The sequence below is a fragment of the Frankia sp. ACN1ag genome (genome assembly GCF_001414035.1).
GTDB classification, from domain to species: domain Bacteria; phylum Actinomycetota; class Actinomycetes; order Frankiales; family Frankiaceae; genus Frankia; species Frankia torreyi.
The window spans coordinates 1-15,045 of sequence record NZ_LJPA01000017.1 but is presented as its reverse complement, the minus strand read 5'-3'; the positions used below and the strand labels follow the sequence as shown (position 1 = coordinate 15,045).

General features: G+C 73.9%; 14 protein-coding genes and 2 pseudogenes. 6 read left to right on the top strand and 10 right to left on the bottom strand.

What is annotated here, in order from left to right; genetic code table 11:
* Positions 1–4: 4 nt before the first annotated feature.
* From UK82_RS16645 to UK82_RS16625, 6 genes and pseudogenes are all read right to left on the bottom strand, one after another.
* Positions 5–1,024, bottom strand: a complete 1,020-nt coding sequence (locus UK82_RS16645; RefSeq protein WP_044887316.1) for a DUF2889 domain-containing protein — start codon at positions 1,022–1,024, stop codon at positions 5–7.
* 118 nt (positions 1,025–1,142) lie between these two features.
* Positions 1,143–1,913, bottom strand: coding sequence for an SDR family NAD(P)-dependent oxidoreductase (locus UK82_RS16640; RefSeq protein ID WP_044887292.1), 771 nt, complete (start codon positions 1,911–1,913; stop codon positions 1,143–1,145).
* A gap of 61 nt (positions 1,914–1,974) precedes the next feature.
* Positions 1,975–2,037, bottom strand: a pseudogene (locus UK82_RS42805) (hypothetical protein); the annotation flags it as partial.
* A gap of 1 nt (position 2,038) precedes the next feature.
* On the bottom strand, positions 2,039–3,135 hold a 1,097-nt coding region (locus tag UK82_RS16635), incomplete at its 3' end, for a thiolase family protein (RefSeq protein ID WP_255354308.1).
* Positions 3,132–4,373, bottom strand: coding sequence for a Zn-ribbon domain-containing OB-fold protein (locus UK82_RS16630; protein WP_055408051.1), 1,242 nt, complete (start codon positions 4,371–4,373; stop codon positions 3,132–3,134). The genes UK82_RS16630 and UK82_RS16635, both read right to left, overlap by 4 nt.
* A 75-nt stretch (positions 4,374–4,448) precedes the next feature.
* Complete coding sequence (locus UK82_RS16625) at positions 4,449–5,375, bottom strand: SDR family NAD(P)-dependent oxidoreductase (protein WP_173667304.1); 927 nt, start codon at positions 5,373–5,375, stop codon at positions 4,449–4,451.
* A 176-nt stretch (positions 5,376–5,551) separates the two neighbouring features.
* Between UK82_RS16625 and UK82_RS16620 the strand changes: the two genes are divergently transcribed.
* The 3 genes from UK82_RS16620 to UK82_RS16610 are packed head-to-tail and all read left to right on the top strand — an operon-like array spanning position 5,552 to position 9,470.
* Positions 5,552–6,838 carry an acyl-CoA dehydrogenase family protein gene (locus UK82_RS16620; RefSeq protein ID WP_044887295.1) on the top strand — a complete coding sequence of 429 codons (1,287 nt, stop codon included), beginning with the start codon at positions 5,552–5,554 and terminating at the stop codon, positions 6,836–6,838.
* Positions 6,835–7,977: an acyl-CoA dehydrogenase family protein gene (locus tag UK82_RS16615; RefSeq protein WP_044887296.1), complete on the top strand. Its 1,143-nt coding sequence runs from the start codon at positions 6,835–6,837 to the stop codon at positions 7,975–7,977. Before UK82_RS16620 ends, UK82_RS16615 begins: the two co-directional genes overlap by 4 nt.
* Positions 7,974–9,470: a class I adenylate-forming enzyme family protein gene (locus UK82_RS16610; protein ID WP_044887297.1), complete on the top strand. Its 1,497-nt coding sequence runs from the start codon at positions 7,974–7,976 to the stop codon at positions 9,468–9,470. Before UK82_RS16615 ends, UK82_RS16610 begins: the two co-directional genes overlap by 4 nt.
* A gap of 23 nt (positions 9,471–9,493) precedes the next feature.
* Here the strand turns inward: UK82_RS16610 and UK82_RS16605 are convergent, their stop codons facing one another.
* On the bottom strand, positions 9,494–10,213 hold the full coding sequence (locus tag UK82_RS16605; protein WP_044887298.1) for an SDR family oxidoreductase: 720 nt from the start codon (positions 10,211–10,213) through the stop codon (positions 9,494–9,496).
* Positions 10,214–10,271: 58 nt separating this feature from the next.
* On the opposite strand from UK82_RS16605, the pseudogene UK82_RS42800 reads away from it, so the two are divergent.
* Together UK82_RS42800 and UK82_RS38275 are read left to right on the top strand one after the other, a co-directional pair.
* Positions 10,272–10,445: pseudogene (locus UK82_RS42800) on the top strand (TetR/AcrR family transcriptional regulator); the annotation flags it as partial.
* A 1-nt stretch (position 10,446) separates the two neighbouring features.
* Positions 10,447–10,859: TetR-like C-terminal domain-containing protein (locus UK82_RS38275; protein ID WP_396230574.1), on the top strand; the 413-nt coding region annotated here is incomplete at its 5' end.
* A gap of 110 nt (positions 10,860–10,969) precedes the next feature.
* Here UK82_RS38275 and UK82_RS16595 read toward each other — a convergent pair.
* The gene (locus UK82_RS16595) at positions 10,970–12,019 is read right to left on the bottom strand and encodes an LLM class flavin-dependent oxidoreductase (protein ID WP_044887299.1); all 1,050 of its coding nucleotides are present in this window, start codon (positions 12,017–12,019) and stop codon (positions 10,970–10,972) included.
* 60 nt (positions 12,020–12,079) lie between these two features.
* On the opposite strand from UK82_RS16595, the gene UK82_RS16590 reads away from it, so the two are divergent.
* A complete protein-coding gene (locus UK82_RS16590) occupies positions 12,080–12,757 on the top strand; it encodes a TetR/AcrR family transcriptional regulator (RefSeq protein WP_044887300.1) in 678 nt (225 codons plus the stop codon).
* A 4-nt stretch (positions 12,758–12,761) separates the two neighbouring features.
* Here the strand turns inward: UK82_RS16590 and UK82_RS16585 are convergent, their stop codons facing one another.
* Both UK82_RS16585 and UK82_RS16580 read right to left on the bottom strand, forming a co-directional pair.
* Positions 12,762–14,381 (bottom strand): ABC-F family ATP-binding cassette domain-containing protein, encoded by a 1,620-nt coding sequence (locus UK82_RS16585; protein WP_055408049.1) that lies wholly within the window; start codon positions 14,379–14,381, stop codon positions 12,762–12,764.
* Between the two features lie 145 nt (positions 14,382–14,526).
* Complete coding sequence (locus UK82_RS16580; protein ID WP_055408047.1) at positions 14,527–14,793, bottom strand: hypothetical protein; 267 nt, start codon at positions 14,791–14,793, stop codon at positions 14,527–14,529.
* Positions 14,794–15,045 lie beyond the last annotated feature (252 nt).

Genomic DNA, 15,045 nt, shown 5'->3' with positions numbered 1-15,045 from the left:
GGTACTACAGGGATACCGGGCGAACCGCCCCGGAATTCTTTCCGAGCGCGGCGGCCAGCGCCTCGACGTCGCCGAGCGAGCGCAGCAGGTCGTTGAGATGGGTGCAGGTGGAGATGCCGCGGAACGCGCCGCCGACCAGCCCGCGCACGGCGCGGACGTCGGTACCGACGAGGCGGTCCGCGCTCGCGCCGGCCAGCGGGCACTCGACCCAGGGCAGGACCCGCGGCTGCGCGGCGACCGTCACGACGGTGAACGTCGCGGCGTCGATCCCGGCGCTCAGGCCGTACTCGTGGACGACGGTCTCGTCGCCGTCGGAGTCGACGTAGGTGTCGCGGAACATCGCGTCGACGTCGAGCAGCCCGTCGTGGACGGTGAGGTCGAGCCGCCGGCGGCGGCGCACCCCGTGCACGCCCAGCGGCGCCAGCTCGTGCCAGGCGGCCGGGTCGTCGGGGTCGGCGAGGTCGGGGGCGACGGGGCCGGCCATCGGCGGCAGGCCGCCGGCGCGGCGCAGGGAGACCATCATCGTGCCGTCGGAACGCCAGCCGGAGCAGATGTCGGCCTGGGCCATCCCGCCCGGATGCGGCCCGTTCTCGCCGGGCTCCACCGCCCAGGCGTACCCGGAGATGATGACCGCGCCGGGCACGTCGTCGAGCAGCAGGTGCCCCAGGGACGACCCCTCGGCGGGCAGGGCGGCGGCGATGGCCTTGCGGAACCCGCCGGGCACGCTCGCGCCGACGAGCGCCTCGGCGCCGGGCAGGGGCGGGTCGGCGGTGACGCGGGCGACGGCGGGGCGCGCCGTGCGGTCGATCTCGACCTCGACGGCCGCGTGGGCCAGCTCGAACCCGGTCCCGGCGGGGTCGGTGAGCAGGTCGCGGCCCCGCCCGCGCAGCACCAGCGGGCCGCTCAGCTCGCGGCCGCCGACGATGTCGACGGTGCTGGTGCGCCGGATCGAACCCGGTCGGCGCCGGGGGGTCGCCGCCGCCGGAATGCGCGGACCATGGCCGGGATGACCTGCTCGGATCATCGCCACTCCCCCGTGTCAGATCGGGCCCGGGTCGGGCCGGGTGGAACGTGGTGCGGCCACGAGGTCGCCACCGCCGGGCCAGGCCGGCTGCGGCGGGCGGCCCCGCGGCCGCCGAGCCCTACCGGGGCTGGAAGCGCTGCGCGCCGTCCAGGCGGATCGTCTCGCCGTTGAGGTAGGGGTTGGTCAGGATGTGGGTGACCAGCGCGCCGTACTCCGACGGGTGGCCAAGCCGCTTCGGGAACGGCACCGCCGCGCCGAACTTCGCCAGCGCCTCCGGCCCGACCGACTCCATGATCGGCGTGCGGATGGTACCCGGGGCGATGCAGACCACCCGGATGCCGAGCGAGCCGAGGTCGCGGGCCGCGGCGAGGGTGAGGCCGACGACGCCGCCCTTGGCCGCCGCGTACGACGACTGGCCGATCTGGCCCTCGAAGGCGGCGATGCTGGCCGTGGTCACGACCGCGCCGCGCTCGCCGTCCTCGCCGGGCTCGGCGCGCGCGATCGCCGCGGCGGTCAGGCGCAGCACGTTGTACGTGCCGGTGAGGTACAGGTCGACGGTCTTGCGGAAGCCGTCCAGCGACGCCGGCGAGCCGTCACGCTGCACGACCTTCTCGGCGACACCGAAGCCGCCGTGCGCCGCCACCGCGTAGCGCAGCGTGCCGAGCTGTCCGGCCGCCTCGATCGTCGCGAGGACCGAGTCGTCATCGAGCACGTTGGTACGCGAATACTTCACCGCGTCGCCGAGCTCGGCGGCGAGCTTCTCGCCGCGCTCGTCGTTGAGGTCGGCGATGATCGCCGACCCGCCCGCGGCGACGATCGCCCGCACCGTGGCCTCACCGAGGCCGCCCGCGCCGCCGGTCACGAGGGCGACGTTGCCTGCCAGTTCCATCCGGTCCCTTTCCCGTCTGTGTCGTTCAGCCAATGGGTCGTCCGGCCAGGCACTGCGCCGGTCAGCCCCGCTGGGACGACAGAATTGTCACCGCGGACACCGCAGTGGGGCCACCGATGTTGTGNGCGAGCGCCGTGCGCGCGCCGTCGACCTGGTTGGCCGCCTCGCCGCGGAGCTGCTCGAACAGCTCCACGCACTGCGCGACGCCGGTGGCGCCCGGCGGGTGCCCCTTCGCCTTCAGACCGCCGCTGGGGTTGACCGGCTTCGCGCCGCCGATGGAGGTCACGCCGTTCTCGATCAGCTTGTACGCGCCGAACTTCTCGGCGAACCCGAGGTCCTCGTAGCTGATCAGCTCGACGCCGGTGAAGCAGTCGTGCACCTCGGCGACGTCGATGTCCTCGGGGCCGATCCCGGCCATCGCGTAGGCGGCCTTCGACGCCTTCACCGTCGGCGGGAACGTCGTCATGTCCTTCTTGTGCTGGTGCATGACCCGGTCGAGGCCGAGCCCGACGCCGCGCACCCAGACGGGACGGTCGGTGTAACGCTCGACGACGTCCTCGGAGACGAGCAGCAGCGCCGCGGCGCCGTCGCTCTGCGGCGTGCAGTCGTACAGGTTGAACGGGGCGACCACGACGGGGGCGTTCAGCGCCTGCTCGACGGTGATCTCATAGCGCAGCTGCGCCTTCGGGTTCGGCAGGGCGTGCTTGTGGTTCTTCACCGCCACCATCGCGAGGTGTTCCTTCGTCGCGGGCGACTCGTGCAGGTAGCGGGCGACGTGCAGGGCGAAGTTCGCCGGAGCGACCAGGCCGAGCGGGTAGTCCCAGGCCATGTCGCGGGTCAGGCCCGCCCACTCCCAGAACGTGCTGCGCGCCGAGGACTCGCGCACCTTGTCCGCGCCGACCACGAGCACGACGTCGAACGCCCCGGACGCCACCGCGTAGGTGGCGTTGCGGACCGCGTCGTTGCCCGTCGCGCAGGCGTTCTCCACCCGGGTGACGGGAATGTCGAGCAGCCCGCAGGTGTCCGCCAGAATGCCCGTCGGGAAACCGTCCGAGGTCGTCAGCTCACCGAACCAGGCCGCCTGGATGTCGTCACGGTTGAGGCCCTTGTCGACGTGCGCGGCCATCTCGGACACCGCCATCGGCAGCAGTTCCTTGATGCCCAGGCCAAAATGCTCGCCGAACGCCGTCATCCCGGCGCCGACCACCGCCACTCGCCTCATCGCACCGCTCCCTCGCCTGCATCCGCGGCTGTGGCCGCATCCGGGTACAGCGCATAGCCGTAGTCCGGAATTCCTGAGCGCACCGCGACCCGGCGCAGCACCAGCCGCCCCCGGTCGCCGATCTGCACCGTTCCGGCCGGGGCGCCGGTCACCTTCACCAGCGCGCGCACGTCCACCCCGTCGAGCTGGACGATCGCCAGGGAGTACGGCGTCGGCAATCCCGGCACGGGAACATGCACGGTGACGACCGTGTACACCTCGCCGGTGCGCGGCAGCGGGGTCAGCGACCAGCCGTCCTCCGAGCCGCAGTTGAGGCACCGCCGCCGCGGCGGCAGCGCCAGCGTGCCGCAGGCGTCGCACGCGCCCGCGTCCCAGCGCAGCTTCGCGTCGAAGGCCCGCTCGTAGGCGGCCAGCGAGATCGCGATGTCCGGCCCGGGGGTCCGGGTCAGCTTCTCCGGCGCCAGCAGCGCCGGCTCATCGCGGCGCACCGCGGGCACCCCGTCGACGCGCAGCGCCGTCGCCGATCCCTGCTCGACGGCGAGGACCAGCCCGCCGCCGCCGACCTCGGCGAGCGCCGCCACCGCGAACAGCGCCGCGCTCGCGCCCGTCGTCGGCAGCGTCGGCGGCACCCCGGCGCACAGCGCGCGGGCCTGCTTGGCGGGCAGCCCCGCCACGACCACCGGCTTGTCGGTCAGGTCGAGCCGCTCGATGGCGACCCCGACGCCGCGCTCGCGCTCCAGCCGGGCGTCGGAGTAGTCGCGGGCGCCGCCGCCGTTCGCGCGGCTGAGCACCGGCAGGCTGCGCACGACCCGGCCGACCAGCTCCACGCCGACCCCGGCCCCGTCGCCGGCGGCCACCAGCGCCGCGGCCGCGCCGACCGGGCCGGACTCGGCCGCGTCGACGCCGATGACCAGCGTGCCGGCCTCGGCGCCGCCGAGGGTGTCGAACACCGCCGGCCCGCCGCCGACCTGCTCGACCACGGGCACGTCATCGGGCAGGCCGATGCCGGCGAGCAGCGCCGCGGCGTTGCCGCCGACGAGCAGCGGCAGCTCCCGGGTCACGAAGACCACCCGGCGCACGTCCGGCGCCGTCGCCGAGCCGGCCGTGGTGGCCTGCTCCAGCGCCGCGCGGGCGGCGGCGACGGCCAGGGTCACCGCGTCCTCGTCGGGTCCCAGGACCCGCCCCCGCGCGCTGCCCCAGGGGGGCAGATACGTACCGACAGCGGCCACCGTCGTCATCGCGTTGTCTCCTCTCGCCGCCAGCAGATCAGTGACACACCGATCACAGACACCCCGATCACAGACACCCCGCGATCACGAAATGATGTTCAGGCCGGCCAGGCCCGCCGGGGCGGTGCCCAGCACCACCCGCAGCCCGGCGTCGAGCTCGGCGGCGTCGAGGCGCCCGCCGCGGGCGGCGCTGTAGCCGCGGCGCACGCTCCACGGGTCCACCGGATGCACGGTGTTGCCGTCGATGCGCAGCACCCGCCCGGTCAGCCAGCCGGACCGCTCCGAAGCCAGCCAGGCGACGACCGGGGAGGAGTTCGCCGGATCGAACCGGTCGAACCCGTCGGCGGCGCCGGGCTGGGCGATGCCCGTGCCAGCGGTCATCCGGGTCGCGGCGACGGGCGAGATGCAGTTGGCGGTCACGCCGTAGCGGCTGCCCTCGAGTGCCGTGGTGAGCGTCAGGTTCGCGATGCCGGCCTTGGCGGCGCCGTAGGCGGCCTGCCCGACGTTGCCGGCCAGGCCCGTGCCCGACGTCGTGTTGATGATCCGCCCGGCGACCGGGCGACCCGCCTTGGACTCGGCCCGCCAGTAGTCGCAGGCGTGCTTGGTCAGGGCGAAGGTGCCCTTGAGGTGGACGCCGATGACGGCGTCCCAGTCCTGCTCGGTGAGCGAGGTGATCGTCGCGTCCCGGAGAATGCCGGCATTGTTGACGATGGCGTCGAGCCGACCGAACCGCTCGACCGTGTTGGCCACGAGGGAGCGCACCGCCGCCCAGTCGGTGACGTTGCCGGTGTCGCGCACCGCGACCCCGCCCTTGGCCTCGATCTCGGCGACGACGGCGTCGGCCGGCTCCTCCTGCGAGGACTCCCCGCGCACCCCGACGCCCAGGTCGTTGACCACGACAGTTGCCCCGTGCGCGGCCAGTTCGAGGCTGTGGCTGCGGCCGATTCCCCGACCTCCGCCGGTCACGATGACGACGCGTCCCTCCAGGAGACGCTCACCCTGTTGCGACACCCGTCAGCTCCTCTGCCCGGTCAGTCCGCACGGCGACGCTGGCGACTCTAGGGTCTACTTGACATATTCGTCAAACCTTAGTGTCATGAGGCCATATTCCTTGCTCATGCCGTCCCGGTGTGCCCCTGCAGGCCGGGATTTCCCGCCATACTTGACACCCCAGTCGGAGATCGCCCATGCCGAGCGAGATGGACCAGTTCGTCGCCGAGGTCACCGCGTTCCTCGACGCCCACGCCACCCGCCGTGCCCGGGCGGCCGAGGACGTCGCCTGGGGTGAGGGCGAGGACCGGATCACCTACTTCAGCACCGACCCGCCCGACGTCGAGAACGCCAAGGTCGCCGCGGCCAAGGCGTGGCAGCGCACCCGCTACGACAACGGCTTCGGCTGGATCACCGGGCCGACCGAGTTCGGCGGGCGCGGCCTGACCACCCTGCACGACCTCGTCTACGACGGCCTGGAGGCCGGCTACGACGTGCCCGAGACCGGGGTGCTCTCCCTCATCGGCCTCGGCATGATCGGCCCGACGATCCTCGCCCACGGCACCGACGAGCTCAAGCAGCGCTACCTGCCCAGGCTCTACAGCGGCGAGATCATCGCCTGCCAGCTGTTCAGCGAGCCGGCCGCGGGCAGCGACCTGGCGAGCCTGGAGACGAAGGCCGTGCGCGACGGCGACGGCTGGATCCTCAACGGTCAGAAGGTCTGGACGTCGGTGGCGCACCACGCCGCAATCGGGCTGGCGCTGTGCCGCTCCAACCCCGACAACCCCAAGCACAAGGGCATCACGGCGTTCGTCGTCGACATGACCGCCCCCGGGGTGGACGTGCGCCCGCTGCGCCAGATGAGCGGCGGCAGCGAGTTCAACGAGGTCTTCCTCACCGACGTCCACGTCGGCGACGACCACCGCCTCGGCCCCGTCGACGGCGGCTGGGGCGTCGCCCTGACCACCCTGATGAACGAGCGGGCCAGCGTCGGCGGCGAGGGCGCGGGCCCGGTCGGCCGCGCGGTCGCCCTGCCCTTCCTCACCGAGCTGCTGCGCGCCAACGGCCGCCTCGACGACGGCGCCGCCCGCCGGCGCCTCGCCGAGCTGCACGCCGACACGCTCGCCACCGAGTACCTCAACCACCAGATGGTCCGCAAGTTCCGCGCGGGCGAGCAGCCCGGCCCCGAGGCGTCGGTGTCCAAGCTGATGTACGCCCAGAACCTCACCCGGGGCGCCCACTTCGCCGCCGAGATCATCGGTCCCCGCCTGATCGCGGACACCGGCGCGTGGGGCACCTACTCGTGGACGGAGCTGCTGCTGTCCACCCCGGCGCTGCGGATCCTCGGCGGCACCGAGGAGATCATGAAGAACATCCTGGCGGAGCGGGTGCTCGGCCTGCCCAAGGAGCCCGGCATCGACACCAGGTCCCCCTTCCGGGAGCTCCGCCGTTCGGCCGGCGCCACGGAATCGAGGTCCGCATGAGCACCGAGAACACCACCAGCACCGAGCTGGACGAGCTGCGCTCGGCGGTACGCGACTTCATGACCGCCAAAGCCGACGAGCGCGCCGTGCGCGCCGCGATCGACTCCGAGCGCGGCTACGACGACAAGGTCTGGGCGCAGATGGCCGAGCAGCTCGGCCTGCAGTCGCTCGCCCTGCCCACCGAGCACGGCGGCGACGGCTACGGCCTGGTCGAGCTCACCGTGGTGCTGGAGGAGATGGGCCGGGCGCTGCTGCCCTCGCCGTTCCTGTCCTCGGTGGTGCTCGCCGGCACCGCGCTGGTCGCCGCGGGCGGCGACGAGGCCGCGCGGATCCTGCCCGGCATCGCCGCCGGCACCACCACCGCCACCCTCGCCCCGCCGAACGTCGACGGCGGCTGGTCACTCGGCGGCCGCGGCACCGGCGACGCCCTGGCCGTCACCGCGAGCGCCGGCACGGATGACGTCACCCTCGAGGGCACCGCGCCGCTCGTTCTCGACGGCGCCGGCGCCGACGTGCTCCTCGTCGTCGCGGGCGGACCGGCCGGCCCCGGCCTGTACGCCGTCGACGCCGACGCGGCCGGGCTCACCCGCACCCCGCTGCCCGTGCTCGACCTGACCCGCCGCATCGCCACGGTGACCTTCGCGGCCACCCCCGCCCGCCTGGTCGGCGCGGCCGGCGGCGCGGCGGCGATCCTCGACCGGGTCCTCGACGTGGCGACGACGGCGCTGGCCGCCGAGCAGGTCGGCGCCGCCCGCGCCTGCCTGGAGGCGTCCACCACCTACGCCAAGGACCGCGTCCAGTTCGGTCGGCAGATCGGCAGCTTCCAGGCCGTCAAGCACAAGGCCGCGGACATGCTCACCCGCGTCCAGGTCGCCGACGCCGCGGCCCGCGAGGCCGCCCGCGCCGTCGACGGGCTCGCCGACGCGCCCGAGGCCGGCGTCGCCGCCGCCGTCGCGCACGCGGTGTGCTCCGAGGCGTTCCTCGCGGTGGCCACCGAGAACATCCAGGTCCACGGCGGCATCGGCTTCACCTGGGAGCACGCCGCCCACCTGTACTACCGGCGGGCGAAGGCCTCCCAGCTGCTGTTCGGCGGCCCGGCGGTCTACTACGAGCGACTGCTGGCCAAGGCCGGGGTGTGAGCGCCGGCCCGGACACCGCGGGCACCGTGCGCACCGCGGCGGGGCTGCGCTTCACCGGCCTCGCCGCCACCGTCGGCGACGGGGCGCGCGCCACCGTCGAGCGGGTGCCCGACGCCGAGGCCCTCGTCGACCTCGCCACCGGCCGGCGGCTGACCTACCGCGAGCTGTGGGACGCCGCCAGCCGGGTCGCCGGCGGCCTCGTCGTCGCCGGCGTCGCCCCGGGCGACCGGGTGGCCGTGCGGCTGCCCAACGGCGCCGCGTGGTGCGCGGCGGTGCTCGGCGCGATCCTCGCCGGCGCCGTGCCCGTCCCGGTCAACACCCGGCTGACCCCAGCCGAGGTCGAGCACATCGTCACCGACTCCGCCGCCACGCTCGTCGTCGACGACCCGACCGCGCTGCCCGACGGCCCGGCCACCGTCCGCCTCGCCGACGACCCGGAGGCGCTGGCCGCGCTGTTCTACACCTCCGGCACCACCGGCGTGCCCAAGGGCGCGATGCTGTCGCACCGGGCGCTGCTGTCCGCGGCCGAGCAGTGCCGTCGCGCCCTGCACCTCGGCCCGACCGAGGCGACGCGGACGCTGATCGCCGCGCCGCTGTTCCACGTCCTCGCCTTCGGCATGCAGTGGCTGCCCGCCCTGCTCGCCGGCGGCACGGTCGTCATCGCCACCCACTTCGAGACCGGCGCCTGGCTGCGGGCGATCCGCGACGAACGCATCGACGTGCTCAACGGCGTGCCGGCGATGTACTGGCAGGCGCTGCGCCACCCCGACTTCCCTCGCACCGACGTCTCCCACGTCCGGCTGGTCAGCTACGGCGCCGCGCCGACACCGCCGAGCCAGGTCGCGGAGCTGCTCGCCGCCTTCCCCGCGGCCCGGTTCGGCCCCGGCTACGGGCTGACCGAGGCCGCCTGCGTCAGCGGCCTGGACCACGACGACGTCCTCGCCCACGCCGACACGGTCGGCAGCGCGGTCGCCGCCACCGAGCTGCGTCTCGACGGCCCCGAGGCCGCCGCCGGCGTCGGCCAGCTCCTCGTGCGCGGCCCGCAGCTCATGAGCGGCTACTGGCGCCGCCCCGAGGCCACCGCCGAGGCTCTCGTCGACGGCTGGCTGCGCACCGGCGACCTCGCCCGCATCGACGACGCTGGGCGCATCCACCTGCTCGACCGCATCAAGGACATGATCAACCGCGGCGGGGAGAACGTCTACAGCATCGAGGTCGAACGGGTCCTGGCGGCGTTCCCCGGCGTCGGCGAGGTCGCCGTCGTCGGCGTGCCCGACCCACGCCTCGGCCAGCGGGTCGCCGCGGCGATCGTCCCCCGCCCCGGCCCCACCGTCGACGTCGACGCCCTGCTCACCCACGCCGCCGGCCGCCTCGCCGACTTCAAGATCCCCCAGTACGTGGCGATCCTGACCGAGCCCCTGCCCCGCAACGCCGCCGGCAAGGTCGACAAGGCCCGCCTGCGCACCGACACCCCCTGGGGCCCCCGCCGCTGAGCTGCGGACGAACCACCTCCTGGTCAGCCCATCGACACGAGCCGGGCCCCGCCGTCGGTCTCGATGACCGTGCCGGTGAGGTTCGGATTGGTGGCGGCGACGACGGTGACCTCGGCGATGTCGTCCGCGGTCGCGATCCGCTGCGCGGGTAGCGCCCGAGCGGCCTGCGCGAAGTAGGACCGCCGCACGTCGTCGGGCAGGCCACTCCACCACGGGGTGTCGACCAGGCCAGGGGAAACGCCGTTGACCCGGATCGGAGCGAGTTCGACGGCGAGCGGCCTGATCAGGGCTTCGACAGCACCGTTGAGGGCCGCGATGCCGGCGGTTCCCGGCATCCCAGCATGTGCGCTGATCGCGCCGAGCAGGGTGATGGAGCCGGTCGGCGCCAGGTGCGGCAGGGCCGCCTGGATGGTGGTGAGGTGGGCCCAGAACTTCGCGTCGAAGGCCCGGCGAAGCAGGTCGAGGTCCAGGTCGGCGATGGGTCCCAGGCCATCGCTGCCACCGAGAGTGATGATCAGCCAGTCGATGCGGCCGACGGCGGCGAGAACGGCGGCGATCTCGTCGCGGTGGCCGCCGTCCGCCCGGTGACCGATCAGCCCAGGGTCGGTGGCCGCGACGCCGTCGAGTCGCCGCTTGTCGCGGCCGACGACGTGGACCGTCGCACCGAGGGCACGCAGCCGCCGGGCGGTAGCCAGCCCGATGCCGGACGTTCCGCCGACGACCAGTGCAGTGTGCTCACTCATGCACTCTCCTAATTCGAACCGTGACGTCTCGTCTCGCAATCACGCTAGCATGGCGACCGTGACCGACCAACCCACGCCGGCCCGGCCCGGACGCAGGCGCAGCCAGGAGAGCCGGCTCGCCATCCTCACGGCGGCGATCGAGCTCGCGGGTGAGGTGGGATACGCCGGTCTGACGATCGAGGGCATTGCCGCCCGCTCCGGCGCGGGCAAACAGACGATCTACCGCTGGTGGNCGTCCAAGGCTGACGTGCTGCTCGACGCCCTGGCCACCAAGGCCGACCTGCACGTGCCCATCCCCGACGAGGGCAGTTATGCCGCCGACCTGCGTGCCTTCCTCGCAGCTACCTTCCGGTTGGGCCGCGACCGGCGGGTGGTCGACGCGCTGCGCGCCCTGATGGCCCATGCCCAGCTCGACGAGGAGTTCCAGCAGCGGTTCCGCTCCGCGTTCCTGCAGCGCCGCCGCGACGCGCTCGGCATCATTCTCGACCGCGCCCGGACCCGCGGCGATCTCCCACCAATCCCGTCCCCCGGCACCGCCGCCGACCTCGTCTTCGGCGTCATCTGGTACCGGATGCTCGCCACCAGCCAACCCGTCGACGAGAACCTGATCGACGAGCTCGTGTTCACCCTCGCCGAGCCGCGCTGAGCACAGGCACCGCCGACCACTCCGGCGATCATGGTGTTCTGCGGAACCGGACTCCGGTGCCCGACCGGCCTGGTCTGCGGTACTACCGAGCCGCCCAGCGGCGGCGACGGTCAGTGGACGGCATTGGGCTGGCTGTCGGTGTGGGCGCGCACGACCGGGGCGACGGCCTCGGCGAAGCGGTGGATCGAGTCGGCGACCTGCTCGCGGGGCAGGCCGCCCCAGTCGATCTGGCCGTAGAAGCGGTCCAGGCCGAGGGTCTGGTGAGCGTCGAGGATCTTCTCGATGAGCTGGGCCGGTGTACCGATCATGATGGCGTTGCCGCGGCGCATCCCGTCGGCGAACGCCTCCGCGGAGACGACGAAGCCGCGCCCGCCGGGGGTCTTGGGGCGCAGGTACTCGTAGTAGTACGGGTGGACGTCGCGGGCGTCCTGCTCGGAGGCCGCCGCGTAGAAGTGCGTGGAGATGCCGACCTTCAGCCGCTCGGGATGGCCCGCCTGCTCGCCGGCCGCGCGGTAGATGTCCACGGCGCGCCGGGCGTGGCTGAGCGGGCCGCCGATGTAGCCGAGCACCATCGGCAGGCCGAGCCGGCCGGCCCGCTCGGCGCTCGTGGGTGACCCGCCGACCCCGACCCACACCGGCAGCGAGCCGGGCTCGGCCCGGGGCGTGATCGGCGCGTCGGCCAGCGGGGGGCGGAAGCGGCCGCGCCACGTCACCCGTTCCTGCTCGCGCAGGGTCAGCAGCAGGCGGAGCTTCTCGTCGAACAGCGCGTCGGCGTCGGCGAGGTGCTCGCCGAACATCTCGAACGGCTCGGCGTACGCGCTGCGCCCGGCGATGATCTCGGCCCGACCGTGGCTGAGCAGGTCGAGGGTGGCGAAGTCCTGGTAGAGCCGCACCGGGTCGAGGATCGGCAGCACCGTCACCGCGCTGGTGAGCCGGATTCGGCTGGTCCGGGCGGCGACGGCGGCGAGCACGACCGCCGGCGAGGAGACGGCGAAGTCGAGGGTGTGGTGCTCCCCCAGGGCGAACAGGTCGAGCCCGACCCGCTCGGCGAGCGTCGCGTGACCCACGATCTCGTCCAGCCGCTCGCCGTGACCGACCCGCTGCCCGGTACCGAGCCGGATCTGCGTGTCACTGAGCGAAAGCACCCCGAGTTCGAGCATGTGCGCAGCCTACGGGATAACCGGATAAGGCGCTCCAGATGGTGCGGTACGGTCGGAGCCGTGACGGATGACGGCCAGCGGATCCGCATCGATGCGCGGCGCAACCGCGACCGGATCGTCGAGGCCGCTCGGGAGTTGTTCACCCGCCACGGGCTGTCGGTGTCGACCAACGAGGTCGCCCGGCACGCCGGCGTCGGCATCGCCACCGTGCTGCGCCGCTTCCCCACCCGCGACGACCTCGTCGGCGCCGTGTTCCTGCCCAAGATGGCCGGCTACCGCCACGCCATGTCCGCCGCCCTGGCCGAGCCCGACCCCTGGCACGGGTTCAGCCAGTTCCTCGAGACCGTCTGCGGCATGCAGGTCGCCGACCTCGGCTTCACCGAGGTCCTGATCCGGACCTTCCCCACCGCGCGGGCGCTGGAGTCGCAGCGCGACGAGGTCGCCGCCGACTTCGGCCGGCTCATCGCCAGGGCCCAGTCCGCCGGCCGGCTGCGACCCGACTTCGCCCACCAGGACCTCGTCGTGATCCTCATGGCCAACGCCGGCGTCGTCGCCGCCAGCGGCCCCGCCGCCGAGGCCGCCTCCCGACGCCTGGTCGGCCACCTGCTGCGCTCCTTCGCCGTCGCCTCCCATGGCCACAGCCTCCCCGCACTGCCCTCACCGCCGAGCCGCACCGCCATGTACCTCGCGATGCTGCGCCTGCGGCCGGCGCCACCGAAGCCGGCCACCCGCCGCTGACCGGTCAGGCCGGCGCGGGCAGGCGCAGTTCGCGGCCGGGCCAGCGGGAGCGCAGCCAGCGGTCGTGGGAGGCGACGACGATCGCGCCGGGGCCAAGGCCCAGGGCGTCCTGCAGCTCGTCGGCGAGGCGCGGCGAGAGGTGGTTGGTGGGCTCGTCGAGCAGCAGCAGGTCGGGCGGGTCCGCGACGAGCAGCGCCAGGGCGAGGCGGCGGCGCTGGCCGACGGACAGCTCCCCCACCGGCCGGCCCAGTTCCCGCGGGGCGAGCAGGCCGAGCTCGGCCAGCGGCACGGTCTCGGCCCGGCGCTGCCCCACCACGCGCGCGTAGGTGTCGGCAGCGGTGCGCTCCGGTCGGTCGAACACGCTGTCCTGGGCCAGCAGGCCGACCCGCAGGTTGCCGCGGCGGCGCACCTCACCGCCGGCCGCGAGGTGCCCGGCCAGCACGGCGAGCAGCGTCGACTTGCCCGCACCGTTCGGACCGGTGACGAGCAGCCGGTCGGCCGCGGTCAGGTCGAGCCGGTCCAGCGCGAGGCGGCCGGGCACGCGGACGTCGCGCAGCGCCAGCAGCGTCCCGTCCGGCGAGGCGCTCGCCAACGTCGGCGCGGCGAAGCGCAGCGGCGGCGGGGGCCGGCGGACCTGGGCGCGTTCGAGCTCGTCGAGGCGGCGCGCGGCGTTGCGTACCCGCCGGGAGATCTGCTGCTCCACCCGGTTCGTCAGCAGGCCGAAGCTCATCTTGTTGTTGTCGCGTGGCCCGCGGTTCGCCGCGATGGTGCGCGAGGTGGTCGCGACCGCGTGGCGCAGCGCGGCGAGTTCGGACTGCTCGTCGGCGAAGCGCCGCTCCCAGCGGTCCCGCTCGGCCTGCTTCGCCGCCTGGTAGGCGGTGTAGCCGCCGCCGTAGCGGGTCGGGCCGTCGACGGCCGGGTCGAGGTCGATCAGGTCGGTGCAGACGGCGTCGAGGAACGCCCGGTCGTGGCTGGCCGCGACGACGACGCCGGGCAGGGCGCGTACCTGGTCCTCCAGGAAGGCCGCGGCGTCGTCGTCGAGATGGTTCGTCGGCTCGTCGAGCAGCAGTGCGGCGGGCCGGCGCACCAGCAGCGCGGCGAGAGCGAGGCGGGCCCGCTGTCCGCCGGACAGCGTCGCCAGCGCCCGACTCTGATCGATCCCGCCAAGCCCGAGACCGGCCAGGGTGATCTCGGCGCGCCGGTCGGCGTCCCAGGCCGCATGGTCCTGCGCCCGGTCGAGCCGCAGTCCGTACGCGGCGAGCAGCGCCGGATGGTCGGGGCCCTCCGGCGGGGTCGCGGCGAGCGCGGTCGTGAGCCGGTCAAGCTCGGCGAGGTCCTCGCGGGCCTCGCGCAGCGCCTCGTCGAGCACGTCGGCGATCGTCGCGGCCGGATCGAACGGCATCTCCTGATGGAGGAAGCCGACGTCCGCCGGCCGCGTGACGGCGCCGCCGTCGGGTTCGTCGACGCCGGCGAGCAGCCGCAGCAGGGTGCTCTTGCCGACCCCGTTCTCACCGATCAGCCCGACGCGATGCCCCGGCGCCGCCGTGAGCGACACCCCGTCGAGAACACGGCGCCCACCCAGCGAGCGGACGAGGTCGGATGCGGAAAGTGCGGGCTGAGCCACGCGAACACCACCGAGAGGATCGCATCTCTCGCCCGCCGGGACGCTGCCTCGGCCGCGGGCGCGGGTGGTGTCAGAGCTCCATGATGCGTCCATGCTAACCCTGGCCCGGTTCCGCGCAACCGGCTGCGTCGGGTTCTGTCCCGACTCAGGGGTTGAGGAGGGCGTGGATCGAGTCGATGAGGCCGAGTCGGCCGCCGTCGGGGGTGTGGATGGCGGTGGGGGTGATGTGGCGGGTGGCGTGGGCGAGTTTGCTGGCGGGTTCGGGGCCGGGCAGGATCGGTGGGGCGGCGGTGAGGACCCGGCCGTCGGGAGTGCGGGCGGTGACGGTGCCGTCGGCGGCACGGTCGAGGCGGATGTCGTCGTCGTGGACGGCCCGATGATGGGCCGAGCAGATCAGCAGCAGCCGCCTCACACTTCGGTTGAGGCACCACCATTCGATCATGTTCCCCAGCGTGGTGGAGGACCCAGCATCCGACGAAGATCCATCTTCTGTTGATCCGTCAGACGCGGCGCACGCGCCAGCAGTCGCGCCACATGATCCGCAATCGATGATCTTTCCGCGGGAGGCTGCCCGCCCGCCCGCCCGTCCGCGGGCATCGGCGATCCGGCCGGCTGCACCATCGTCGGCGCCGCATCCGGCGCGGCGCCGTCCGGGTCGGCTGGG

Coding starts and splice junctions, on each gene's coding strand:
- UK82_RS16645 (WP_044887316.1), bottom strand. CDS start 1,024: ATGATCCGAGCAGGTCATCCCGGCCATGGTCCGCGCATTCCGGCGGCG.
- UK82_RS16640 (WP_044887292.1), bottom strand. CDS start 1,913: ATGGAACTGGCAGGCAACGTCGCCCTCGTGACCGGCGGCGCGGGCGGC.
- UK82_RS16630 (WP_055408051.1), bottom strand. CDS start 4,373: ATGACGACGGTGGCCGCTGTCGGTACGTATCTGCCCCCCTGGGGCAGC.
- UK82_RS16620 (WP_044887295.1), top strand. CDS start 5,552: ATGCCGAGCGAGATGGACCAGTTCGTCGCCGAGGTCACCGCGTTCCTC.
- UK82_RS16615 (WP_044887296.1), top strand. CDS start 6,835: ATGAGCACCGAGAACACCACCAGCACCGAGCTGGACGAGCTGCGCTCG.
- UK82_RS16605 (WP_044887298.1), bottom strand. CDS start 10,213: ATGAGTGAGCACACTGCACTGGTCGTCGGCGGAACGTCCGGCATCGGG.
- UK82_RS16595 (WP_044887299.1), bottom strand. CDS start 12,019: ATGCTCGAACTCGGGGTGCTTTCGCTCAGTGACACGCAGATCCGGCTC.